This is a genomic window from Paenibacillus sp. FSL H8-0079, from assembly GCF_037991315.1.
In the GTDB taxonomy this organism is placed as follows: Bacteria; Bacillota; Bacilli; order Paenibacillales; family Paenibacillaceae; genus Paenibacillus.
The window spans coordinates 1729594-1752114 of record NZ_CP150300.1 but is presented as its reverse complement, the minus strand read 5'-3'; the positions used below and the strand labels follow the sequence as shown (position 1 = coordinate 1752114).

Annotated in this window: 29 protein-coding genes; 1 reads left to right on the top strand and 28 read right to left on the bottom strand. The window is 39.8% G+C overall.

Features of this window, described 5'->3' with window-relative positions:
* Positions 1–28: 28 nt before the first annotated feature.
* The 21 genes from MHI06_RS07830 to MHI06_RS07730 all read right to left on the bottom strand — a co-directional run bounded on the left by MHI06_RS07830 (position 29) and on the right by MHI06_RS07730 (position 16828).
* A complete protein-coding gene (locus MHI06_RS07830) occupies positions 29–1654 on the bottom strand; it encodes a serine hydrolase domain-containing protein (RefSeq protein ID WP_340401065.1) in 1626 nt (541 codons plus the stop codon).
* Positions 1655–1896: 242 nt separating this feature from the next.
* Complete coding sequence (locus MHI06_RS07825; RefSeq protein WP_340401064.1) at positions 1897–3558, bottom strand: M20/M25/M40 family metallo-hydrolase; 1662 nt, start codon at positions 3556–3558, stop codon at positions 1897–1899.
* 514 nt (positions 3559–4072) lie between these two features.
* On the bottom strand, positions 4073–4417 hold the full coding sequence (locus MHI06_RS07820; protein WP_340401063.1) for a hypothetical protein: 345 nt from the start codon (positions 4415–4417) through the stop codon (positions 4073–4075).
* A 457-nt stretch (positions 4418–4874) separates the two neighbouring features.
* Entirely contained in the window at positions 4875–5150 is a 276-nt protein-coding gene (locus MHI06_RS07815) for a hypothetical protein (protein ID WP_340401062.1), read from the bottom strand.
* 139 nt (positions 5151–5289) lie between these two features.
* A complete protein-coding gene (locus tag MHI06_RS07810) occupies positions 5290–5832 on the bottom strand; it encodes an O-acetyl-ADP-ribose deacetylase (RefSeq protein ID WP_340401061.1) in 543 nt (180 codons plus the stop codon).
* A gap of 260 nt (positions 5833–6092) precedes the next feature.
* The gene (locus MHI06_RS07805) at positions 6093–6368 is read right to left on the bottom strand and encodes a hypothetical protein (RefSeq protein WP_340401060.1); all 276 of its coding nucleotides are present in this window, start codon (positions 6366–6368) and stop codon (positions 6093–6095) included.
* 234 nt (positions 6369–6602) lie between these two features.
* Positions 6603–7046 (bottom strand): DUF6557 family protein, encoded by a 444-nt coding sequence (locus MHI06_RS07800; protein WP_340401059.1) that lies wholly within the window; start codon positions 7044–7046, stop codon positions 6603–6605.
* A gap of 45 nt (positions 7047–7091) precedes the next feature.
* A complete protein-coding gene (locus MHI06_RS07795) occupies positions 7092–8897 on the bottom strand; it encodes a serine hydrolase domain-containing protein (protein WP_340401058.1) in 1806 nt (601 codons plus the stop codon).
* A 112-nt stretch (positions 8898–9009) separates the two neighbouring features.
* Positions 9010–9384 carry a hypothetical protein gene (locus MHI06_RS07790; protein WP_221822583.1) on the bottom strand — a complete coding sequence of 125 codons (375 nt, stop codon included), beginning with the start codon at positions 9382–9384 and terminating at the stop codon, positions 9010–9012.
* 110 nt (positions 9385–9494) lie between these two features.
* On the bottom strand, positions 9495–9950 hold the full coding sequence (locus MHI06_RS07785) for a hypothetical protein (RefSeq protein WP_340401057.1): 456 nt from the start codon (positions 9948–9950) through the stop codon (positions 9495–9497).
* A 47-nt stretch (positions 9951–9997) separates the two neighbouring features.
* Entirely contained in the window at positions 9998–10453 is a 456-nt protein-coding gene (locus MHI06_RS07780; RefSeq protein ID WP_340401056.1) for a hypothetical protein, read from the bottom strand.
* A 105-nt stretch (positions 10454–10558) separates the two neighbouring features.
* On the bottom strand, positions 10559–11068 hold the full coding sequence (locus MHI06_RS07775; protein WP_340401055.1) for a hypothetical protein: 510 nt from the start codon (positions 11066–11068) through the stop codon (positions 10559–10561).
* A gap of 47 nt (positions 11069–11115) precedes the next feature.
* Positions 11116–11478: a hypothetical protein gene (locus MHI06_RS07770; RefSeq protein WP_340401054.1), complete on the bottom strand. Its 363-nt coding sequence runs from the start codon at positions 11476–11478 to the stop codon at positions 11116–11118.
* 286 nt (positions 11479–11764) lie between these two features.
* Positions 11765–12127 (bottom strand): hypothetical protein, encoded by a 363-nt coding sequence (locus MHI06_RS07765; RefSeq protein WP_340401053.1) that lies wholly within the window; start codon positions 12125–12127, stop codon positions 11765–11767.
* Positions 12128–12182: 55 nt separating this feature from the next.
* Positions 12183–12563 carry a hypothetical protein gene (locus MHI06_RS07760; RefSeq protein ID WP_340401052.1) on the bottom strand — a complete coding sequence of 127 codons (381 nt, stop codon included), beginning with the start codon at positions 12561–12563 and terminating at the stop codon, positions 12183–12185.
* A 48-nt stretch (positions 12564–12611) separates the two neighbouring features.
* Positions 12612–12998 carry a contact-dependent growth inhibition system immunity protein gene (locus MHI06_RS07755; RefSeq protein WP_340401051.1) on the bottom strand — a complete coding sequence of 129 codons (387 nt, stop codon included), beginning with the start codon at positions 12996–12998 and terminating at the stop codon, positions 12612–12614.
* A 4-nt stretch (positions 12999–13002) separates the two neighbouring features.
* The gene (locus MHI06_RS07750) at positions 13003–13413 is read right to left on the bottom strand and encodes a hypothetical protein (protein ID WP_340401050.1); all 411 of its coding nucleotides are present in this window, start codon (positions 13411–13413) and stop codon (positions 13003–13005) included.
* A 46-nt stretch (positions 13414–13459) separates the two neighbouring features.
* On the bottom strand, positions 13460–14038 hold the full coding sequence (locus MHI06_RS07745) for a hypothetical protein (RefSeq protein WP_340401049.1): 579 nt from the start codon (positions 14036–14038) through the stop codon (positions 13460–13462).
* 81 nt (positions 14039–14119) lie between these two features.
* Complete coding sequence (locus MHI06_RS07740) at positions 14120–14725, bottom strand: oxidoreductase (RefSeq protein ID WP_340401048.1); 606 nt, start codon at positions 14723–14725, stop codon at positions 14120–14122.
* Positions 14726–15132: 407 nt separating this feature from the next.
* Positions 15133–15438: a WXG100 family type VII secretion target gene (locus MHI06_RS07735; protein WP_340401047.1), complete on the bottom strand. Its 306-nt coding sequence runs from the start codon at positions 15436–15438 to the stop codon at positions 15133–15135.
* A 1-nt stretch (position 15439) separates the two neighbouring features.
* A complete protein-coding gene (locus tag MHI06_RS07730; RefSeq protein WP_340401046.1) occupies positions 15440–16828 on the bottom strand; it encodes a lipase family protein in 1389 nt (462 codons plus the stop codon).
* A gap of 103 nt (positions 16829–16931) precedes the next feature.
* Between MHI06_RS07730 and MHI06_RS07725 the strand changes: the two genes are divergently transcribed.
* The gene (locus MHI06_RS07725) at positions 16932–17252 is read left to right on the top strand and encodes a hypothetical protein (protein WP_340401045.1); all 321 of its coding nucleotides are present in this window, start codon (positions 16932–16934) and stop codon (positions 17250–17252) included.
* 253 nt (positions 17253–17505) lie between these two features.
* On the opposite strand, the gene MHI06_RS07720 is transcribed toward MHI06_RS07725, so the two are convergent.
* The 7 genes from MHI06_RS07720 to MHI06_RS07690 form a co-directional block, all read right to left on the bottom strand.
* Positions 17506–19227, bottom strand: a complete 1722-nt coding sequence (locus MHI06_RS07720) for a helix-turn-helix domain-containing protein (protein ID WP_340401044.1) — start codon at positions 19225–19227, stop codon at positions 17506–17508.
* 45 nt (positions 19228–19272) lie between these two features.
* The gene (locus MHI06_RS07715) at positions 19273–20049 is read right to left on the bottom strand and encodes an IucA/IucC family C-terminal-domain containing protein (protein ID WP_340401043.1); all 777 of its coding nucleotides are present in this window, start codon (positions 20047–20049) and stop codon (positions 19273–19275) included.
* A gap of 1 nt (position 20050) precedes the next feature.
* Positions 20051–21091: an iron-siderophore ABC transporter substrate-binding protein gene (locus MHI06_RS07710; protein WP_340401042.1), complete on the bottom strand. Its 1041-nt coding sequence runs from the start codon at positions 21089–21091 to the stop codon at positions 20051–20053.
* A gap of 137 nt (positions 21092–21228) precedes the next feature.
* Positions 21229–21507: a hypothetical protein gene (locus tag MHI06_RS07705; protein ID WP_340401041.1), complete on the bottom strand. Its 279-nt coding sequence runs from the start codon at positions 21505–21507 to the stop codon at positions 21229–21231.
* A 152-nt stretch (positions 21508–21659) separates the two neighbouring features.
* Positions 21660–21905 (bottom strand): hypothetical protein, encoded by a 246-nt coding sequence (locus MHI06_RS07700; RefSeq protein WP_340401040.1) that lies wholly within the window; start codon positions 21903–21905, stop codon positions 21660–21662.
* Between the two features lie 65 nt (positions 21906–21970).
* Positions 21971–22306, bottom strand: a complete 336-nt coding sequence (locus MHI06_RS07695; protein WP_340401039.1) for a hypothetical protein — start codon at positions 22304–22306, stop codon at positions 21971–21973.
* A complete protein-coding gene (locus MHI06_RS07690) occupies positions 22303–22497 on the bottom strand; it encodes a hypothetical protein (RefSeq protein WP_340402079.1) in 195 nt (64 codons plus the stop codon). Before MHI06_RS07690 ends, MHI06_RS07695 begins: the two co-directional genes overlap by 4 nt.
* Between the last annotated feature and the right edge of the window lie 24 nt (positions 22498–22521).

The window sequence follows — 22521 nt, the reverse complement described above, 5'->3', positions numbered from 1 at the left end:
ACTCCAATACATCTCCATAAGTGCCCTTCTAAAAGTACAAATCCCATTCCACAATAAAAGCAGTAAATAGAAACACCGACACTCCGGTCATGATATATACGACCTTTCGCTTTTTGCTGTAACTTATCTTCCACAGTTTGTAGATTAGCAAGACAAGATATGCTAAAGCTAGAATCACATAAATCAGGTTAAAGATGAGATGAACTCGTAATGAAGAATAGGAGGCGTTTAAACTCAATGCTCGCATGGCTAGTACTGTAGTATTCAGTAGGAATGCCAGACCTGCAATATTAATGGCAACATGATATTTATCAAACCCTGTCCCGGGTCTTTCCCATTTTTTCAATCTGTAAAAACATAATCGGATAAAATAGCCAATCACAGCTCTCAAATTGAATACGGTGGCTATTGCAAGAGCTATTAAAGAGGCAATGATCCAGATCATCGTTGAGCTTGATACACGTACATAATCATTGTAAGTAAAGGATACCTTCTCGACGACACCATCTTTCTCAACAACATTGGTGAAGTTACTAAGATCAAATGTGGAATACTTTTTCAGCAAGAGAATCGAATAGAGCTTCGTAAATCCAGAACCAGAACGTCGTGTAGTGAGATAATATCCATCATTTCCAGAGGTTACAGAGCTAGTGCTGTAATTATCCCCAAACAATTTCTGGACAAGACCGAAACAATATACCTCTTCTTCGAACTGGTTGGTCATCACCACTAACCCAAAATTAGATTTCGGGTCAAAGATCAATTTATTCGAAAACCCCAATGTATTCCCACCGTGTTCCAGTGCAGGTGTCCAGTACTCTACCTCAATGAATCCATGTGCGATTCGAGGGATAGAAGTTCCATCATAATACAAACTGGTTGACAGCATTTCGTTTAAGGTTTCTTTGTTCTTGAATAATAAATTACCACGATTGATTGGCATCAGGGCTGCTAGGAATTTTGCTGCATCTTCTGCGGTGCCCATGGCACCTCCTGCAGGATATATGTTCATGTATACTTTGGTTTTGGGGATGAGTTCGGCATTAGCAGTATAGCCTTGAATCTGATCCCTTCTCAGCACGAGGTCTGGACGATCTTGATGTGACGGATGAATCGTAGTTTCTTTCATATCCAGTGGTTTAAATATATGTTCATTCACGTATTCGTAAAAAGGTTGTCCGCTCTGCACTTCTACGATGTAGGCAGCCATAGCAACACCATAGTTTGAATAAGCAAATACACTCCTCGGTTCATAGATCTGTCTTGGTTCAAATTTTTGCAATGTTTCTCCCAGATCCATAACTTGATTCTCGGATAGATACCATAACTCAAGCATCCTATCCTCCCAACCCGCTTGATGATTCATAAGATCTAATAGCGTAATGGGGGCACCATACTCCAGCTTCTTTAGAAACCCTTTCGGTAGATATTCCTGAATATTAGTATGTAGATCAAGCTTTCCCTGCTCGACAAGCTGCATTACACTCGTCCAGACCAACAGTTTAGTGACGGAACCCCATTCAAAAACAGTAGAGCTGTCCGCCTTTCTCTGTTGCTCAATATCTGCATAGCCATAGGCCTTACTAAAAATCGTTTCCCCGTTCTTGATAGCCACAATTGAAACAGCAGCGGTGTTTTTCTCATGCGTAGCCACATAAGAATCGATCGTCTCCTCTAGCGAGGACAACGGAATTCTGGAAGGCGTGGTCTCCACATTCTCTATCTCAGCGTATACTGGTACCGCACATGCCATAATGAAAAACACGAGTGACAGAACACAGGCGACCACTTTGTTAACATAGCGATACCTTCGATCTATTTGCATTAGCTACTCTCCTTAACATTAAAATTAACTGTGATCTCATTACGTTATAAAGGTATTAGGGCAGAGCAACCTCATAGTCCTACACTAGGCTTTTCATAGTCATACGAATTCTTTACATGAGCTCTGTTGCTCACCCGCCGATCCGATGACAGCACCGGGAAAATGATGGTGAACGCAAATGTGATAAGTACAAACAACACACTCGCTGCATTTAAGGTCAACATCATCAGAAGGATGTAACAGATAGGCGCGAACAGCAGAAAAGCCGGTAACGCAAACAGTATAGCAACCCATCTCCAGTGGCCTTTTTCCAGATGAAAGGACACATTAAATCCAATGACGCTAAACAGCAACGGCCATACGAACAAATAGCTCCCTCCGGGCAAAAAGATCGAAGTTGTAATTGCGAGCAGTAGCCACAGGAATAAAATCCCTGCCCATAGATTAAAGGCCTGAACCCGACGCAACACCCAACGGTTGAGGATATAAATGATCAGTGCCATGACCAAGAATAACCCGATCAGATATGGAAGGCTTGCTGACGAATCCATCACTATATGTTCGTATTGCTCCTGTGAAACGACGAATTGAACGGCCATCCATAGAAGAGTGACGATCATCCCAACCACTGCGATGCTAAGTAAAGATACCAGGAACCCGCCGATCATGCCTTTCACACATAATTGTTTGCGACTCATACCGTGCCATATCGTTATGATATAAGCGAAGATTCCAATAATCGCAAGCCCGATCGCCCACGATTGCGGATAGTGTACCATCCAGTTACGTATAGCATTGAAATATATATAATCCTCTTCCACAATATCGATTAAGTTCAAGTTGCCGAGGTGCCGAGTCAAGCTCAGCATATACTCCCCATGGTGTTGAAGACTGCCCCGATCCAGGTTTTCCGGAGTGTCGAGCACCGTGTGGTACGCATCAAGCCCCATACCGAAGGCGAAATTCAAACCTGCCATTCCACCGTCACGAAAAACTGTAAAGTCCGTATCATTGGGGAGCAGCTTGTAAGCATCCGAAAGAAGTGAGTTAGCCAACGGGTACGGAGTAGCATCAATAAATTCTTTAATCAGCCATCCATTACCTTCGCTTGTTTCAAACATGAAGGAAGGCCCTTGGTTACCACGGGCCTCAAAGTTCAGCACAACCCCGACATCCTTTGCCCATGGGTGTTCTAAAATGAATTCCTGCGCGCCCAGCAACCCCATCTCCTCCCCGTCCGTCATGAGCAGAATCAGATCATTCTGAAGTGGACCGGATTCACGTATCGCACGTACAGTTTCCAGCATGGCGGCAATGCCCGAAGCATCGTCAGCCGCACCTGGACTGTTGTTAACCGAATCGTAGTGAGCGGAAATCATTACAGCTTTGCTATTATCCTCTCCCGGAACTCGTGCAATGATATTCTCGACAACTCCTCTGGAAGAATAATACTTGGAGTTGACCATCCCCCACTGCACCTCGGGCGTTAATCCAAGATTTTCAAGCTCAGCAATGAGGTAATCACGTACCTTATCATGTTCATCCGTCATAATAGGGTGTGGCTCCTGCGCGATCCGTTCCACTTTTTCCATGGCCCGCTCAGCAGAGAAAGTGTCTAGAGGTGCATTCAAATCTGCGGCGTTGGGCGCCTGAACTTGCGATAATCCGAGAAGAATCGAACCAACGATCAACATAAGAATAGCTCCAGTTGTAAACCACTTCATATATTTCATGCTTCATACTCCTCCAATTGATTCAGCTAAATAAAACACAGGATCTAAAGATAATAATGAGCTTTGCCCAGCCTTTACGTATGCGTTTTCAATAAGGTCTAACCAAACCAGAAAATCAATCTAACATCTTCCGCTTTCCCTAATTTCAATAACTTTGGAATGGTTACATTGATAAACCAAGATCATTTATTCAGCCCTCAATTCTTCCCCGATAATGACTATACATATGGGGTCTTGTTCTTAATAAACGTTATCCGCTGAGTTTGTTATACCCTCATTCGTATAGTTTAACGTGTAGTATTTATAAATGAATGAGAAGAATAAGATAAAACTGACGGATAACAAGACCACTATATTTCTCTTTTTCATATTTACTTTCCCTAATACGAATCGATCAGTTCCTCTACAGAAAGCAACTGAATTCAAGAATCTTTGGACTATCCACACATCCTAATCAGTATCTTAGTTAGATCTATGATGACGATGTCATCTTCGAGAATCTTTCAATTTAATGTTAGTATTCACCGTTATATTCAACGAAACTGGTTTGTTTAAACCGTGTAATATGATAAGGAGTATACATATTCTTAGTAGCTGGACTGATTTTTTCAATTAAACTAATTGCTGCATCTATATGCCCATCTGATGAAAAAACATCCTCATCTAGGAATCCACTTAAGAGTGCTGCATCATCTTTATTTTTCAAGCAAAGATATCCATACCCAGGATCAACTATTACTAGATTTATTATGTCAACTTCTGCTTGTTCTTTAGAACGATCAAAAAACCTTATTATAATGTCATTGTCTTTGAGATAGATCTCAGTATCACAAGAAAAATTCTTATAGTTAAACTTCATGGTCTTTGCTCTCCCACTTTTATGCGTCTGTTTTTATTCTAATTGTAACTCTTTCTAAATCTGGTGTATTTAAGCAAATAATAAACTGAACTAGATGAGATCAGAATAATCACACCATTTATCATAAAGGTCATGGGCAAGCTTATAATCCTGCCTAATCCGGTGTTAGGATATACCAATAAAAGTAAACTCTCTAATACTACAAATGGAACTGACAGTAGAACAATATAAAAAAATGACTTTTGAATTTTCTCTCCACCACTGAACTCACCTACTCTAACTCTTTTAATACAATTGCACATAACGTTTGTGCATTCAGGACGTTTGTCGTAGTCAGAAATGTACAAAGCAACCACCTCTTTGAACCCGCTTCTGGGACCGACGGGCGAATACCCTGATGCATGAATATTATGTTCTGTGCTGCTGATGCTTCTTGTTTTACGATCAAAATAATTATTTATTTCTGTATCGCTTTTTTGATGTTTTCAATATAGACTATCCGTGTTTCTTCATCCTTTAAATTATTATTTCTGTATTCTTTATTTAAAAATAAGTTCAAGAGATTCTCGTCACTTAAAATTATTTCCTTATACGTTTTATTATTCGAGTTTCCATTTATCCAATCATTCTTCTTTGAATAAGTTCCATATATTACTTGAGCTTTCAATTGTTTAATTTTGAATATAACTCGGTTAAATACAGGCTCAAAAATTAATTCAATTAAACTATCCATCACTTTCATCCTTTGATTTTCATGATTTATATATTCTTCTGGCCTTTCTTATAACGTTCCTGTATCCACGACGTCCCACCGACTTAAGGCTCCGAAGCGTGGATATGATGTAATCTGAAAGTGACACTTCTTGAGACTCTTACATATAGCTCTTTAGGATCTCTTCATATATTTCATAGTTCTCATCATCAAAGCAGACGAATTGGACATGCGAAATCGATTCATTTCTATTTATAAATTCTACTACAGAGTTGATTGCTACATTTGCTGCTTCTTTCTTAGGGTATCTGTAAATTCCAGTACTTATATTTGGAATTGAAATACTTCGGAGATGATTATTTAGTGCCAGTTTCAAAGAATTCATATAACAATCCTTTAGTTTCTCAGCTTCATTGTTATTACCGCCATTCCATACTGGCCCAACTGTATGAATCACATATTTTGCTTTCAAGTTTCCTCCTGTTGTAATTACAGCTTCACCAATAGGACAATTCCCTTGTTTATTTCGAATCTTAATACATTCATCTAATATTGCCTTTCCTCCAGCTCGATGAATAGCTCCATCAACTCCACCACCACCCAGCAAACTTGTATTTGCTGCATTGACTATACAATCTAAAAGAGACTTAGTAATATCTCCTTTAATAACTTCAATAATCGTTTGGCTTACCTTTGCTTCCATGATTGTCCCTCTTCCATATGTAATTGTGGCTTTCTTATAACATCTAATTCATTCACTTCGAAAATACTACACATTCATCGTAATATCTGAACTACGTATATGATAACCTATGTGGTAATATTTACGAAGGAAAATTTGGTGAAAATGGGAAAATTACCAGGATGCTTAGTCTCACATATCCATACAGTCCAATGGTTTTTTAATACACTCACAAACAAGGAAGGCCCTTCTTCATCCCACAGGGAATCAGTCGACCTTCCTCAAGCTTCTTTTTCTTTTATTTCCCCATTGATCAGGTCGTTTTCGATCTCTTCCCTCATATCTTCTAACAAGTTCCTTGTTTGATACAGTCTTAATCCAGTCCAATCCGAAATAAAATAATCATCTTCAACCTGGCCGTCTATACCGAAAATTATTCTGTAATATCCTATATGATTTGCTCTATATTCAATTCTGACCTTCACTTCAATATATTCAAGCTCTTTATTACTTGGGTCCAGGTATTCCAGACTCTTGATATGGAGTGATATATCCACTATCCAAATCTTCAAATACTTCTTGTCGTAATCCCAGAATACCTCTGTAAACTCCTCAGGATCTTCAACTCTATAGGTTTCTAAGTTATGCCAGAAAGCCTACAGTGCCCGATTTCTTGCATTATGCATATCCGACCAATCCCTTAAATCTTGTATGTTCATAAGATCACTCATTTCATGAATGTGTAAGTTTTTTTGGAATTCAGATAACGTTCCTGTGTTGAGTAGTGCTTGCTAAGATGATTTGTCGTTCTCCAAGTTATCGGTCTTGCTCTTGATTTGTTCTTCAGTAAAACCAAACCAAGTCATTTCATATAAACAAAGCGCTACAATTTGTTCACTCGAAAAATTATCAATTGCTTTATGATCTACATAAAAACCTAACCACTCATCCCAGTTATTTGCAGAAATATCCCAGTATCCATTCCATTCAGGCGAATTATTCTTTCCATGAACACGATATTCAATATATTCTCTGTTAGGAGAATCATCAGAATCAACCGCATCTATATGAATAATCATGTTCTCTAAGTTTGTGATTAATTTTTTTGAAAACAATGATTCATAAACGGTTGAATATTTTTCATTGGTTTGACCCAGATCGGGATAATATTCAAGCATCTTACTCCAAACTTCTTCAAAACTAACCTTGTTTAAAACTTCTTGAAAGATCAACACGTAATTGAACTCCTATTCTCCAGATATAGTATCTTCTACAACACTCTAAACATACAAATTCCATCCCACAATAAAAGCAGCCAAGATGAACGCCGAGATGCCAGACATGATGTACATCACCTTTTGCTTTTTGCTGTAACTGCTCTTCCGCAGTTTGTAAATAAGCAAGCCAAGATACGCTACTGCTAGAACCACATAAAGTAGATTAAACATTAAATTGATCCGTAACGAAGAATAACCAGGATAATTTGGAAAACTAATCTTCTTCTGTATGATGAAAAGATTAAGAAGGAGTGCCACACCTGCAAAGTTAATTGCAAGATGATATTTACTAAAATTGGTAGTAGGATTTGCTCGTTTATATAGCTTGTTAAGAAGCATCCGGATTACATAGCCGATCAAAGCACATAAACTGAAAATGGCGGCTAGCGCAACAGGAACAAGAGATATCTTAAGTAAGTTCACCTTTACATTCGATACAGGCAAATAATCAATGTAAGGAGTGACTGAAATTTTCTCAATAATACCATTATGCTCGACAACATTATAAGACTTTGCTAAATCAGCTTTTGTATATTTCGTTATATCGAGAAACGTAAATAAATTAGTAAATCTAGCGGCTGCCCGTCGTGCGGGTTGAAAATACCCTCCCCCCTCCGAAGTAACTCTATTAGAATTGACATTATCACCAAAAATTTCTTTGATAAGTCCATAATAATAAATTTCCTCAAAAGACTGGTTTGTCATGACCACCATTCCAAATTTAGATTCGGGATCAAAAACAAGTTTACTGGAGAATGCTTTCAAATTCCCCTCGTGCATCAGTGTAGGCACCCAGTATTCCATCTCAACGAACCCATGCGCAAATCGAGGAATCGAAGTCCCATCATAATACAGACTTGTTGACAACATTTCGTCTAACGTATCCCTCTTCGCAAATAATACATGGCTATCATCGACAGGCATCAGCGCTGCAAGGAATTTCCCTAAATCTTCTGCTGTCCCGATCGCTGCCCCTGTAGGATAGAATGTTAAGTATACTCTGTTCTCAGGTATCAGTTTCAGATCTTTCGTATACCCTTCAATCTCATTCCTTCTTTGTACTAGGTCTGGATGATCTTGCCCCGTTGGATGAATCGAGGTGTCGTTCATATGAAGCGGTTTAAATATATGTTGATTGACATATTCATAAAAAGGTTGGCCACTTATCTCTTCCACGATGTAACCGGCTAAGCCAACGCCGTAGTTCGAATAACCCACTATGCTATTCGGTTTATAGATCTGTTTCGGCTCATTTCTACGCAACGTTTCTCCTAATTCTAACGTTTCATTCTCGGAGTAATAAAATACCTCGGCCGCTGTTTGATCTTCCCAACCCGCATTGTGATGCATCAGGTTCATTAGCGTAATCGGATCATCATATTTCAGCTTTTTGAAAAATCCCTCTGGCAGATATTCTTGGATATCCGTCTCCAAATCAAGCTTTCCTTGTTCGACAAGTTGCATCACACTCGTATAGACCAACAGTTTCGAGATGGAAGCCCATTCAAAAACAGTAGAGGTATCCGCCTTTCGCTGATTCTCAATATCTGCGTAACCATACGCCTTATTCACAATGGTTTCACCATCTTTGATAGCCACAACCGAAACGGCAGCGGTGTACTTCTCATACGAGGCAACATAAGCATCAATCGTTTCCTCTAAATTGGATAAAGGAATCCTGGATGATGTAGTCTCAACCTGTTTCTCTTCAGCGCGGGCAGGTACCGCTATTGCCATAATGATAAATATGAATGACAGAACACAAGCAATTACTTTGTTTACCGTGTGATGTCTACAATTCATCTGCATTTCTTCTCTCCTTTTATCTTAAATGTTAATTACATTCTCTTGTTTTCACGTATGCGTTTTCAAAAGAGTCCACACGAATCTAAGTTATTTCTCCAATGCATTTACACTCCATTTAGGAGAGATGTCGGAGAATTTCGCCCTTCCAATTAACGATGTTTATTTCTTTGTCTTTCAAGAGACACCAATCAATGATTTCACCTATCAATTTTGGCGTGATGATCTCATCGCTCCATTTCGGTGTTAGTACTCTTCTGTATCCTATATATTCTAACGTCCAGCCTTCGAATTCTTCTCCGATGATGACTATAAATGGGGGCTTGTTCTTAATACTATGTTGTCCCACTTCATAAGTGACGATTAACTTCTTATCCTCAGAAACGATATGTAATTTGATTATCCCTTCATCGTCTATATCCGGTTCAACATACCAATAAAATAATCGATTGGAGCGAACGATTTTACGTTTATATTTTTTTCTTACGCCCATAACTCACCTCACATATTCCTTTTTCTCTGTATGCAGTACTTCAACAGTTTGCCCATCCACATGAACACTTTGTTATCCGATGTTGATAGGCCTTATGATCATTCATTTTATTACTTTGTTATTCTTTCTTTATTCCCTAATATGACTTCATGAATTTCATCATATAATTGTAAATCTATAAATTCGTTATGAATCCATAGTCCTTCCTCAACATCTCCTCCCCCCATACCTCCACTAATCCTATCACCAGGAAAGAGTTTTTCGTAAAATAGTCCTTGGCCATCTCCCTCATTACAGTCCCATGCAATGGTATCTAAATCTTTTAATAGAGTATGTAATGTCTCTTCACTGCAGCTTACTAGTTTCATAGGGCAAGACAAATAGATTTGTCCTCCATAATCACCCTCCATAATTACATATGCATCTGGAGTATCCACAGCTTTATTAAAACTGTCTATAAACTGATTGTTCGGTAGTCCATTTACTTCATTAAGCATATGTCGAACAGGGCTATGATGCTCTGGAATTACAGCCATCTCATTGTTTTCATCTTTTTTTCTTTCCATAAAGATACACCTCGTTGTTAAGTATGTTTTCTTGGAGATATCTCAAATTAGTTATTGACTTCATTCATTCCTATGACTTGTTCAATTGCTACATTAAATTCGTTAACATTAATGTTTAAATTGATTATTCCTTCTTTATCCAGCCCTCTAGTGTCTAATTTAAAAGTACCTGTCAGTTCTTCCGAGCTATTACCATCAACTTTCTCATTTATGTCCAATTTAATGTCCCTATCAATTAATCGCTCCTGAATATCCTTACTCAAGATCGGTTCAACTGTTTTTAACATTATTGATGTATTGGTTCTATTCCGAAGATTGAAATTGTATGTTACGACTGTAATACCTGCATCTTCTTCGCTCTCTCCCAGTCCAAATGAACTTGAGTTTATTATCAACCCGTCCTCAACAATTTTATCCGTCTTCACACTGTATGAAATGCAACCACTTAGGGCTAGTATCATTAAAAGAAATAGTAAAATCATTGAACGCTTTTGATTTATCAATTTGGGAGCTCCTTTAATTTTTTGGACTTGCTTGTTAATTTCCTGTAACGTTTACTAGATACCAACGAAAATGATTCGACAGACTGAGAAGTGAAAATTTGCCCATTAACCCCACTGATATAGGTCTAAGATAAATACTTCATCACCTATCGCAAAATAAATCTGTTCCCAATCAAACTCATCTTTCCATTCAATCTCTGTTACCAGTCTATAAGCTTTAACATTTGACCCTTCAAACAATTCTTCCAACAGTCTAATCAGGTTATTACTCACTTTATTTGACTCTTTATCTAGTTCTGCAGGTGTTTCTCCATCAGTGTCTGGATATTTAACACTTACGCCAAAATCTTGTACGCGAAATAAAGAGAAAAACCATTTTGCGGTAATATTAAATATCTCATCCTTCCAATCATCTACTTCGCTTAGTCCTACATATTTAATATCTTTGTGATTTTTTAAATTACTATTAGTATTATGAAGTTCTATTGCTCGTTCAATTGGCTGATCAATATTTATAAACTTATATTCGTGTCCATAGCATCCTCCAAAGTACGTAATTAAATTACTTACTCCTTCTAAATATCCATTGATTTTGCTAAACAGTTCATGATTCATAGAGTCACATCCAATACCTTAGTAAGTTGACTTTGTCTGTTTCACAATTAAATACCTTTTTCACTCCATAAACTCTTAATATCTTCTACTATAATTTTTGAAATATGTTTGGATGCATCCTGCGGATACAACCATACTGTTACGATAAGAGTCAGACATATCATTAATCCTAGAATGACTCGCCCAACAACTCTAAATTTGGTGTATTTAAGCAAATAATAAACTAAACTAGATGAGATCAGAATAATCATACCATTCATCAAAAAGGTCATGGGCAAGCTTATAATCCTGCCTAATCCGGTGTTAGGATATTTTAATAAAAGTAAAACCTCTAATACTACAAATGGAACTGACAGTAGAACAATGTACAAAAAATGACTTTTGAATTTCCTCTCCACCACTGAACTCACCTACTCCAACTCTTTTAATACAATTGCACATAGCGTTCCTGCATTCAAGACGTTTGTCGTAGTCAGAAGTGTCTGCTGAATTGCAAAGCTCTCTACTCAGCATTGTCTTCCTGATCTATTTCTTCAAAAATCTTTTCCACAATATTTTGCTTACTATTTAGACTCTCTTTAATCCATACGTCTCCTTGCTTGGATGTATAATAATTGCTTGTGTCGCTTACATAAAATTGCACCCACTTAATTGCATCACTGGCATCTTCTATCTCTTATTACCAGCATCATTGAGTTACATTCTAAAGCTGTTATCCGTTGTAGACATCAAGTAGATGTTTGGCTTGGTTTCTAATAATAAGGTTTTTATGGCGTCTTCATCATTTAGTATAATCTTTAATATTTCCTTTCCATAAGACTTTTCTATTTCTATTCCAACCACTTTTTCAAGACTAAGATCATAAACAGGCCTATTATTCACCTTAAGATGTAACGATAAAGTTCCATATGCTGGTTGAAGCAGACATACTAGAGTAACATCATTCCTGTTCAGAGAAAAAAACAAATTATTATAATACCACGGTACTTCTTCATCAAAAACTTTAGGTTCTGACTCGAATAAATCCACTAATTCATAGTCTTTGGGAAATGGGTTCACTTCTTCGGAATTCCTTTCACAATAGCTTTATAGTACTTATCCTCCTTGAATATCCTTACAATCTGTCTTCACTCACTTCTTTCAATATCCAATTTATTCTCTTTTCTAATTCATTGATATTTCTGGTTTTGTACGTTAAAAAAGGATTTTCCCAGTCTTCGTTTAGTTCATCTTCTGTATGATTTTCAATCTCTTTTATTCGAATCAGCATGACTGTATACTGTCCTTCAGGTTGATGGGCAGGGTACCATCCAAGATCTAATATTCTTTTTTTCTTCTCATTTCTGAAGTAAATAATGTCTTCTTGGAACTCCCAAACATGAATGTAATCCGCATTAACAAAATGTTCTGGTTCAGCTTGTGTGAAGTTATTCCACACGACTTTCCAATCATTTGGAATAATTAGTGGAACGAATTTAAGTCCTATTGTTTTCACCTTCTTGAGTATTTATGTTATGTGGTGTACCGGACTTCTTGAATATCCTTACATAGGATCACATCTGTGTTTATTTATGTACTCTTCTAATGTCTTTCTCGCGTCTTCATATGTTCTAATCACTTCATCTAATTCGTTCTTCAGTTCTCTATGTTCTTCCCAATATCCTTGCCCTATCTTGAGCACCGAACAAAATAAATCTCCCATGTACAAATCTCCTGATCTCAATGGGTTCTCCACTAATTTCTCCAAAGCTAGAGGTAAAAGAAAATCTAGACTCATTTGTTGCCCGATCAAAAGCCTTAAATCCTCATTATTCAATTCACAGAGAGGTTTCTTTCTTAATTCATTTGCTCGGAGAACTAATCGAGAAGCAAAATTCGGTTCATCCCACCTTTCGTCTTCTAGCTCTTCAAGGGTTTTAGTTAGATCCATTTGCTCAAAGTTGTATCTCTTGGTCCTTATACACTTTTTTCGTTATCATTTTTGTATACTTTAATCTCGTGATTTCAATCAGGTCATTTGGCTGCATCATATTCAGGATAGGACTATCTTTGATTAAAACTTTGCTATTACCTCGTCCCAATCCTTTAACTATAATGATATTTTTATTTTTCTTCACATCTACAATTTGTCCGATCGTTATGAACTGCTCTTGTTTCTTGAGATCAAGGTATGTTAAAAGTCCAAGTGTACAAAGTATAATGCAGCCAATCATATATCCTACAGTTGTCCATGCAGGAGGATGATATACTAAGTATCTAGTAGCTGCTTGAATTCCTATTATAAAAATAAATAAAACGATGAGTAGCAATTGCTTTTTTAATTTTTCTTCAACTTTTTCGTTCATAGTTTCTCCTCATAGGTTATGTGGTATTGCTCCCCATACAAATCACTTAATTTCTCGCTATGTTTCTTATCATTAATTCTGGTGACGACTTGGTAGAATAATAGTCAAAATGAGAATGTCCGGAATCTGAAGTCGCAAGAAATAAGCAACTATGCACTAACATTTCAAATCCAAGCTTTGTTGAATTAATTATGGCTATATCTTGATCTGCCTTTACTCTAAGTTGTTCATCGTACTTCCAATGCTCCCATGTGTCCCAAATGGTTTCATCATATGTGTCTAGTAGAGGTAGATGATATATTTCTGATTTAGAAAATTTCATAGATAATCTAATTTTTTTCAATTCTTTTTTTGCTAAAGGATTGATGGCTCCGTTAAATATAAATAAGTTTGTAGCCTTTGGGTCTTCTCGTGCTAAATAAATCACATCACCACTTTTCATTGAATAATCGAATAAACTCGCCAATAAAAACATTTCATGAGAATCGGCTGTATCGATTATTAGTAAGTGACCTTGTTCTTCTTTAACGATGATATTAATTTCTTTTTGCTTTAATATCATTGTGGTGACATCCCTTGAACCTAATTTAGTTGTTACTTTCTTTATTGGAAGTGATTTATTCATTCTGGTTCTCCGGATTTGACATTTTGATAATTTGTAATGGTTTCATCCGTTCTTTAGATATCATTGCCTTCCACAACATGCTTATAAATTGTATTTCATTTTCATTCTTTCATATAATTTATAATCCGTATTTCGATTTACAATCTCTCCAATTAACTCTTTCCATTTGTTTTCAATCCACCTAGGACTTTGTTCTTTCAGAATATCCTCGTTAAATTGGCTATCAATATACTCCAAATCTTGTTTAAGCACTCCTATATCCTTAATCAGTTGATTTCTCGATTCTTTTTCTAGCGATATCTTATTCGATAAAATTTCGCCTATGATTTCTACTCTTATATGCGTATACATATCTCTAAACACATTATAGATTAAATAAGTTGATGATAATTGATCTTCCCTGAAGTCGGATTTCAGAAAGACAAATGATTCTTCACCCACTTTCAAAGATACTGCCACATTTCCTAATGCGTGTATGACTGTTTCCTTGGAAGAGCCGTCCTCTAAGCTTTTTATCACATTATCTAAATTGAAAATGGATTCTTTTATACCCATTTGAGTTCCATGATTTAGTTTAACCGCGTAATCAACTTCTCGATTGTCTTTGTACACTTTGAATTGATAGTTGAAAAACATGCTTATTATCAATCCAACCATTAGTGCGATTATTGCTATATTTTTTTTCATTGAATTACCTCCTACTAGTGCCTGAACTACGTATATGATAACCCATATTGTTACAATTGCGAAGGTGAATTGGCGAATAAGGGAAATATATTAGTTTTCTCAAACCTTTATCCAATCGATCCAATGGGTTCTGAATACGCTGAATATATGCAGGGTTGTACAGGACGGGAGTATGCAGTCGAACCTTTCGTTATAGTAATAAAACAAAAAGGTCCTTCTTCATCCCATAGGGAATCCGACGACCTTCCGATGCTTTGGAACCTATCAACTTTAAAAAAGGTAGAGCGTATCGCTTCACCACATCATCTGAATGTCATAACTTCGTGGATTGACATTCAGGATTTCTACATTACAACCCTGTGCCGATCTTTGTTTCAACAGAATCTGCATACCACTGTTCGAAATTCTCATCTTAACATACTGTGTTCCCTGTGATCTCTACGATCCTCACGATCAGCTTCCTCCATCCTGTAGATATACCGTCGGAGTTCTTCTTTATGCGCCTCCAACTCATCCATTCGGGCGGATGTCCCATCTAGAAATGATTGCATCTTGAACCCTAGCGTGGTCGCAGCATTCCCAGCCCAATCTTGCTCCAGTCTACTATGTATTGAACGCATCTTCTGCTCCTGCTGCACTAAGCGCTCCTGCAACTGCTCACATTGCTGAACGGCTCTTCTCAGATCGGATAAAGATACCGATATTCTTCCCATGTCAATTACCTCCCGTTAAGAACTGGTCTGCTTGAACGAAATCTTCGTGCTTGCGTTCAATGTACTCGGCAATCTCGCTGATGGATTCCTGATACCAACGGTTAATTCGTTCCAGTGTCGCCGTAGCTTCGTAAGCGATTGACGTGAAGGAATGGCTTTCACTTGTGGAAGTATAAGCCTCGAACATTCGGATGGAAGCTTGTGCATCATTGGAAAACCCGCTCAGACTAAGGCGCATTTCCTTGGCTGCCTGTGCCAATTCCTCCGGCGTTAGTCGGATTGTCCCACCACCTTGACCTGACTTTCCATTGGATACAGCCGCAATCAAGGGAGCCACCAACCCGCCAACGAGATTTGACAAAGCCATCCGTGATTCCTGATAAGCATTCCAGCGTGGTGAGATGTCAATTTTTTTTCCTGTTGCGCGATCGATAAGTGGACCTACCAAGTTACCCTGTTCATCAAACTGATACTGGTTCATCGAGTGATATCCTTTGCCTTCTTCCTTGGAAAACGAGTCCATCAATCGAACAATATTACCGACCTGAAACTTGTCCAGATCGATATCAATTGGGAAATTGTATGTGACTAACGGGCCGCTGGGCCCCATCGGACTAATCGGCACCGTGAGCTGGAATTGCAGCCTCCAGTTTTGGTACATCGCATTGGCCGAGTCAAAATCCTGGCCTTTGTAGTACGTACTGCCAACATGTCTGTCATATTCAAAAAGTCCTCCTGCACCTACTGAATCATTTGGCTGAACGATGTTCACCACTTTTTTATCATAGTAACCTTCGTTCACTTTCGCCAAGCTTGCATCGTCCAGCAGATTGGTTACACTCGGAGCACTGTATGTCATGGCCGACAAATCCTGTCGCGCTGCCACATATTGCGCTAAACCACCTCCAAGCGAATGTCCCGTAAGAGAGATACTTGCGTCAGGATATTTTGCTTTGACTTGTTCATAAAGCACTTCCGCCTGATGAAATTGATTGTTCTCCCAATTGATATCGTCCTTAATGGATTGAATAAAGCTTTTCTTGAAAATGTTATGATGATTAGGGGCAGTTACGGCATCCTCCAGTTCTCTGGTGCGTCCACCTAAAACATCGAACACGTCTGTTTCGTAATCGGCTGCTCTCCCAAGCCAGCTCCCACCTGGTTCTGTTCCGCGGTAACCGATGACAATTTGATTCGTCTGATTGTTGTGGAGGATGACGGAATCGAAACCCGACACTTTATTGTGGAGCTCGGCACCTTCAGGTTCAATGACCTTCCATTGTGCATAATCTCCCTCTTCTGTAAGCGGTGCTCCGGCAGTAACGTTGTCCTGGTAGGCAAGATCAGATATTTCCTTATACAACTCATCGCTAATGTAATCGTTCCGCATAAATACCTCCTGAATTGAACATTTCAATATGATTATGTAAACTAGTGATAATTCAATCTTTATAGTATATTAATACCAGTCTATGAAAGTAGAGGTGTCCCTTTTGAGAAAACCTTTCTTCCTGTTTGTAATCTTAATTATCTCATCTCTCTTGCTTGGAGCATGTGCCTCCGAAGAGGAAAAGATGATTGTATCCTCCGCCGAGAAGTTCGCTGCAAATTATGTTCTTGAAAAATACGGTGTAAGCGTTCGTTTTACGGAGTATAAATTCTCTCCTCCCGATCTAGCCAAGTCGTTAGGCCTCCATGGCTACATTGAAGGCGATAAGAAAAAGAAGGTATTTGTTTTCGTGAACTACGATCCTTTAAGTATTAAGACACTATCTCTTCCTGAAGGTATATCCAAAAAATCAAATTCCAAATAGAGAGTTGAAGTTATTTTCAAAACGATCAATCTATATAAACAATTTGAAACTATAGGGAATATATGGATTGTATCTTTCGTCAATTACTTCTGTCAACGTTCTTCGTAACAATAATATGAAGAAACAAATGCGACCTACATAATAGAATGATTGTGTTCTTAAGTTAAGATACACCTCTGTTTTAAGAAGTTATCCACTAATTCGATGAATTCTGAATATACAGAAATAGAGGGAGTCATATCAGAACTCCCTCTCATCCCAACAACGCCTGCTCGATCTGATCCACAATCCCCTTAACACCTATCGGCCCATAACAGCCGATCCATGTTGCAGCATCAACAGAATGTACACACTGTTGCTCGCTCCCATCCAGCATTTCCAAAACCCTCGTCTCTGTCGCAGATATCCCATCCTGCATAAGCTCATTACTCAGCAAAAAGTAGTGGCTAGCTTGTACTGCCGGTAATCTCTCAACCGAGATATGATAGGCCGTGTCGGTGGTATCTGCAACAAATAACGGAACGGGCAGACCCAGATCCCGGTACAGCACAGCGCCTGTGCGATGAGCAGCAGAATGGACGCGCACGAGGGAATCCAGTGGACGTATCAATGCCACACTTTTTCCTGCCAGTACAGAGGACAATTCCTCGGACAGCAAAGCTGTTCGGCGATGATAATTCGCGATAATCTGCTTGGCCTTTGCTCGCTTGCCTGTCAGTTCACCGAATAGACTCAGGATGGTCTGCCAGTTTTCATTACGCTTGAACATGAGCACTGGAGCGATCTGGCTTAACCGTTCATGATGCTGATCATGCACCTCGGTGCAAATAATCAGATCCGGCGCAAGTCGCTCTACCGCCGGGAGATCGGGGTATTCATACGTACCAAGTAATGCTGTATGCTGGAGTCCTGCCCGGAGTGATTGAGGGAACGTTAACACGGTACTTCCTAGTCCGACACTTCCTACCGGAGACAAGCCCAGTGCAAGCAAATGATCAGCATATTGCACATCGAGGACAGCGATACGCTGTGGTATTTCGGTGACGGTGTACTCCCCGCGCATATGGCAGATGACCGGGCCTTCTGCTGATTCATAGGAAGAAGCTGTGCGATTTTGCAGCAAAGCATTCGCATAGTCTGCATCTCTTCTCGAAGCGGCGGCATGCCGGTAATGTAGCGGTGGGACGCCATTATATTTTTTAAATGCTCTGCTGAAGTAATACATATCGCGATAGCCCATTTTGTCCGCAATTTCACCGATGGAAGCATCCGTATGACACAACATGCGTGAGGCACTTTCCATACGCAGCTGAATGACGTATTCCATCGGTCCAAGCTGCTTCTCTTGTTTGAATCGTCGCTGCAGCTGTCTTACACTACAGCCCGCCAGAGCTGCCAGCTCTTTTAGCTCCAAGTTTTGACGATAGTGCGATGTGATATAAGAAGCGACTACATCCACCATGTCGGACTCCGCTCCCCCTTGACCACGTTCATACTCCATGATCAGCTCGTAGATCATTCCTTGGAGCAAAGCGTTGGCATAGAAACGTTCCAGTCCTTCACCGCGTCGCCATTTGGCAACGATTTTTTCGGCGTTTTCGATCCATTCCGCATGGGTTGCCGAGTTTTGAACAAATGACCTGCGCAGCGGATGCTTGCGATATGAAGGTACAACAAGGGAAGCTCCCTCTATGGAAGAAGCCTTGTACATAATGACAATATAATGAATGTCCTCTGATCTGGCCGTCAGCGTAAAGGATGATCCCTTCACCACATGACAGGCAAAAGAAGCTCCAATGTGGCAACCCTCGCCATCCATTGCAAGCTCCCCTTCGCCTCCATATGCCAACAGCAGCACATTTGAAGTTAAATCCGTTTCGTGTAAAACGCTGCCTGTCTGCAAAGTACCGCTATACCCGTCAAGCATCTTGATCGTTGTATCACTCCATAGACTTGTCTGTTCTTGCAGCGACATTTCTCTCATCTCCTGACAATCGCAAAGGTAAAATTCTTGCTGTTGTCATTTTAGTTGAGATTCTTTCTCATTGTCAATTTTCGGACATTTGAGACAATATTCGCCTGACATCTGATAATAGAAACAACAGGTAATTCGCTCGCTTTTGGCAACATGTACATTATCCTTACAATCGGTGAAGCGGGTTAACGGATTCTTCCTCTCACCAAACACTTCCCCGGATGCCACCTGCGTCAGATAGGAGAAGTCCTCTCGAATGATCTTACTTTCCTGCTCTGTCTCGGCTTCATCAGGAGCGAATAGTCGGCCGATACGTACCATGATATTCTCCCAGAGAATACTCATCGAAAGAGGCGCAATCGCAGCAAGTGTCTTTAACAGAGGTGTAAGCTGTACCGCAAACATGCTCTGGACTGCCTTTTCCCGCCATACGATCCTGTCTCCAGTCAGTTCTTCAGCCTGAAGCCCATTCACCGCTAGAAAAGGAAATCGTGTGCCGCCCTCATGATCTGAGAGCGCCGGATGATAGAGAAAGCTGTTCTCCAGCTGAAACGAAACATGCTGATGATGAAAAGTCATCGCGGTCACCAGCGGAGCCGTCCATAGATAGCCAAGCCGCTTGGCTAACATGGAGGCTGCGACTTTCATGTCAGGCGCATCGATATAGTTCTGAAACCAGCTGATATACTCTCGACACGCCTCTTCGTCATGCAACTCACTCAAAGCAATGGTACGGACACTATGTTCAGGCGGCTCACCAAGCAAAATCGAATGATCCTCTACCGTCTCTTTCCATAAGTCTGTCGAGAGATATGGGTTCATATTAGTTCGATCCGAGCAGGGCTTCCGATGCCTGATCTACAATCAGATTAATCGCAAGCGGTCCGTAATAAGCGATCCACAGAGTTGAGTTTACGTCATACGTGAGGTTATTTTTCACAGCATCGAGGGACTTCCACACTGGATTAGTCAACATAGCCTCTGCCTCTGCTGCAAACAGCTCATCCGACAGCACAAAATAACGATCTGCCTTAATATCAGGGACTTTTTCCATCGAGATTTCAACAGAGGTATCATCCTTGATCTCTTTTACGAGTTCAGGCATGTTTAAGCCCAAATCATTATACAAAATGCCGCCTGTGCGGTGCTCGATGCCATGGACACGGATACCTTCTTTACGCGGACGAATCAGAGCGACTGTCTCATCTCCCATTTTCTCTGTCAGCTGTGCCTTCAGGCCAGCAACTTTTTCCTCATAGGCTGTGCGCACTTTCTCTGCCTCGTCCTGCTTGTCTGTAATTTTAGCAACCGTGGCTAACGTATCACGCCAGTCTTCGTAGAAATCGAGTACCAGGGTAGGTGCAATTTTGCTTACACTCTCATACTGTTTCTCCTGGAAGTCGGTCATGATGATCAGATCCGGGTCGAGTGCAACAATCGCTTCCAGGTTAGGCTCATCCCGTGTACCCAGAACCTGTACATCACTCGGTTGATCGCCTAAGTATTCTGGAAAATCAGTGTTACCTCCAGCGATAACACTACCTGCTGGCTTCTCGCCAACGGCTAACATTTGATCCAGAAACTTAACATCCAGCACTGCAATTTTCTGTGGTTTTTCGTTTAGAGTGATGTCACCCTTCATACCCTTGATCGTTACGGGAAAAGCTCCTTCCGTCTGCGTTTCCGCATTCGCAGGTGTCTCCGCTGGCGTTGCAGCAGATTGCTTACCACTATCTGTACCTGTTGCGGCACCGCAAGCCGTCAGGACTAGAATAAGGGCCATCATCAAGCCCATGAGTAATCGTGATTTGTGAGCAGTGTAGGCTTTGTTACCAGCCGTTTGCCCCTTTGTTCCTTGTTTCATTTGTAAATCCCCCTTATGTATACTGGTGATAATGATTTTCATTATCGAAACATAAAGAGAGTATATACGATCTTCGTATCGTGTTACCATGTACTTTTGCGACATTTCAGCCGGACTAATGCGACATCGCGAGCTGCTTATCCGCCCTTTAACTTTTCTGCAATGTACGCTTGCAATCGGTAAATGTCTGAAAGAAGCTCTTCTTCCTCCGGCGTATTTCCATACTCCCCTAGCCAGCGCGGTGTGCGGATATGCCACTCGTTAGACATGTATTGCTGTTCATCCCGGTAGGCTATCATGTGCTCCATGAAATACGCCAAAGAGCCGAAGGATTGTTTACCAGTATCGTTGATGATGGATTGTGTTTTTTTAATGATCGCCTGTAACATTTGTTGAATATGATCTTCGGGATTCATAACGTTCTCCCCCTTGTACACCAAAGGTTTAAAAACAAATAGGAAGGTCCTTCTCTACTCCATAGAGATCAGACAACCTTCCAATCTTCTTTTCAAGACATAAAACATAAACATGTATTAACACATCTGATATAGAACTCATCATTTCGAAGCTACTCTGGATATTCCCTTGATGCCTCGATCAATTTATCTTCTTCATCAAAAACGTTCAGCACTCTCTCAATGTCATCCACTTCATAGCTTCTAACAACAATCAGTTGCTGCATATGAAGACCTGGTGGGTCTATGTCCGGTCGAGACAAGTTATTTAGCAAACGTTCTGGTGTATATAAGATGCTCCATCGTCTGGAACCATCTGTAAAAACTATCGTGATCTCTATCCAATTCCATTCTTCCAAGTTATCCGATCTTACCTCATCATCAAAACGCCAGCTTACCAGCCTTGGTCTTAAATTCATTTCTTTTACGATGTTTTTACCTCTCTTCTGCTTAACTTCTTAAATGCCGAGTATTCCTTTTCGGACTTCATATAACTTAGTATCTTTTCCGCACATGCAGCTGAACTGAGTTCTTCCGTATTCACTTCCAGATCATATTCATCATAGGAGTATATGTAGTCGAACTGGGAATGGGCCAGTCCAATCTCGCGATCTCCCCTGCTCTGCTCTCTTCTGGTGAGTTCTTCTTTGGAGCAATGCACGCCTACAAACAATATCGGATAATCCGATAGTAAATTATAAAAATCGTTAAACCACTTGTCATTGCTGATCAGCGTATCCACGATGACATTCAAACTCATTTCCGAAAACAGCTTAATGGTTGCACAGTACAACGAATTGATGGGTCGAACAGGATATCTGTCATCACATGGTGTTCCACTTCTCTTGTTGGTTTCATATCTGGATATGTATTGTCGATAAACTGATCATAATTATGAAGAAATTGATCTACAGATAGATGGTGAAACGGAACCTCTCCCTGATTTTTCATTTCCATCGCGATGCTCGTCTTCCC

Excerpts from the sequence above, each read along its gene's own strand:
- MHI06_RS07825 (WP_340401064.1), bottom strand. The coding sequence starts at position 3,558 with ATGAAATATATGAAGTGGTTTACAACTGGAGCTATTCTTATGTTGATC.
- MHI06_RS07820 (WP_340401063.1), bottom strand. The coding sequence starts at position 4,417 with ATGAAGTTTAACTATAAGAATTTTTCTTGTGATACTGAGATCTATCTC.
- MHI06_RS07815 (WP_340401062.1), bottom strand. The coding sequence starts at position 5,150 with ATGGATAGTTTAATTGAATTAATTTTTGAGCCTGTATTTAACCGAGTT.
- MHI06_RS07810 (WP_340401061.1), bottom strand. The coding sequence starts at position 5,832 with ATGGAAGCAAAGGTAAGCCAAACGATTATTGAAGTTATTAAAGGAGAT.
- MHI06_RS07795 (WP_340401058.1), bottom strand. The coding sequence starts at position 8,897 with ATGCAGATGAATTGTAGACATCACACGGTAAACAAAGTAATTGCTTGT.
- MHI06_RS07790 (WP_221822583.1), bottom strand. The coding sequence starts at position 9,384 with ATGGGCGTAAGAAAAAAATATAAACGTAAAATCGTTCGCTCCAATCGA.
- MHI06_RS07785 (WP_340401057.1), bottom strand. The coding sequence starts at position 9,950 with ATGGAAAGAAAAAAAGATGAAAACAATGAGATGGCTGTAATTCCAGAG.
- MHI06_RS07775 (WP_340401055.1), bottom strand. The coding sequence starts at position 11,068 with ATGAATCATGAACTGTTTAGCAAAATCAATGGATATTTAGAAGGAGTA.
- MHI06_RS07755 (WP_340401051.1), bottom strand. The coding sequence starts at position 12,998 with ATGGATCTAACTAAAACCCTTGAAGAGCTAGAAGACGAAAGGTGGGAT.
- MHI06_RS07750 (WP_340401050.1), bottom strand. The coding sequence starts at position 13,413 with ATGAACGAAAAAGTTGAAGAAAAATTAAAAAAGCAATTGCTACTCATC.
- MHI06_RS07745 (WP_340401049.1), bottom strand. The coding sequence starts at position 14,038 with ATGAATAAATCACTTCCAATAAAGAAAGTAACAACTAAATTAGGTTCA.
- MHI06_RS07740 (WP_340401048.1), bottom strand. The coding sequence starts at position 14,725 with ATGAAAAAAAATATAGCAATAATCGCACTAATGGTTGGATTGATAATA.
- MHI06_RS07735 (WP_340401047.1), bottom strand. The coding sequence starts at position 15,438 with ATGGGAAGAATATCGGTATCTTTATCCGATCTGAGAAGAGCCGTTCAG.
- MHI06_RS07730 (WP_340401046.1), bottom strand. The coding sequence starts at position 16,828 with ATGCGGAACGATTACATTAGCGATGAGTTGTATAAGGAAATATCTGAT.
- MHI06_RS07720 (WP_340401044.1), bottom strand. The coding sequence starts at position 19,227 with ATGTCGCTGCAAGAACAGACAAGTCTATGGAGTGATACAACGATCAAG.
- MHI06_RS07715 (WP_340401043.1), bottom strand. The coding sequence starts at position 20,049 with ATGAACCCATATCTCTCGACAGACTTATGGAAAGAGACGGTAGAGGAT.
- MHI06_RS07710 (WP_340401042.1), bottom strand. The coding sequence starts at position 21,091 with ATGAAACAAGGAACAAAGGGGCAAACGGCTGGTAACAAAGCCTACACT.
- MHI06_RS07705 (WP_340401041.1), bottom strand. The coding sequence starts at position 21,507 with ATGAATCCCGAAGATCATATTCAACAAATGTTACAGGCGATCATTAAA.
- MHI06_RS07695 (WP_340401039.1), bottom strand. The coding sequence starts at position 22,306 with ATGAGTTTGAATGTCATCGTGGATACGCTGATCAGCAATGACAAGTGG.
- MHI06_RS07690 (WP_340402079.1), bottom strand. The coding sequence starts at position 22,497 with ATGAAAAATCAGGGAGAGGTTCCGTTTCACCATCTATCTGTAGATCAA.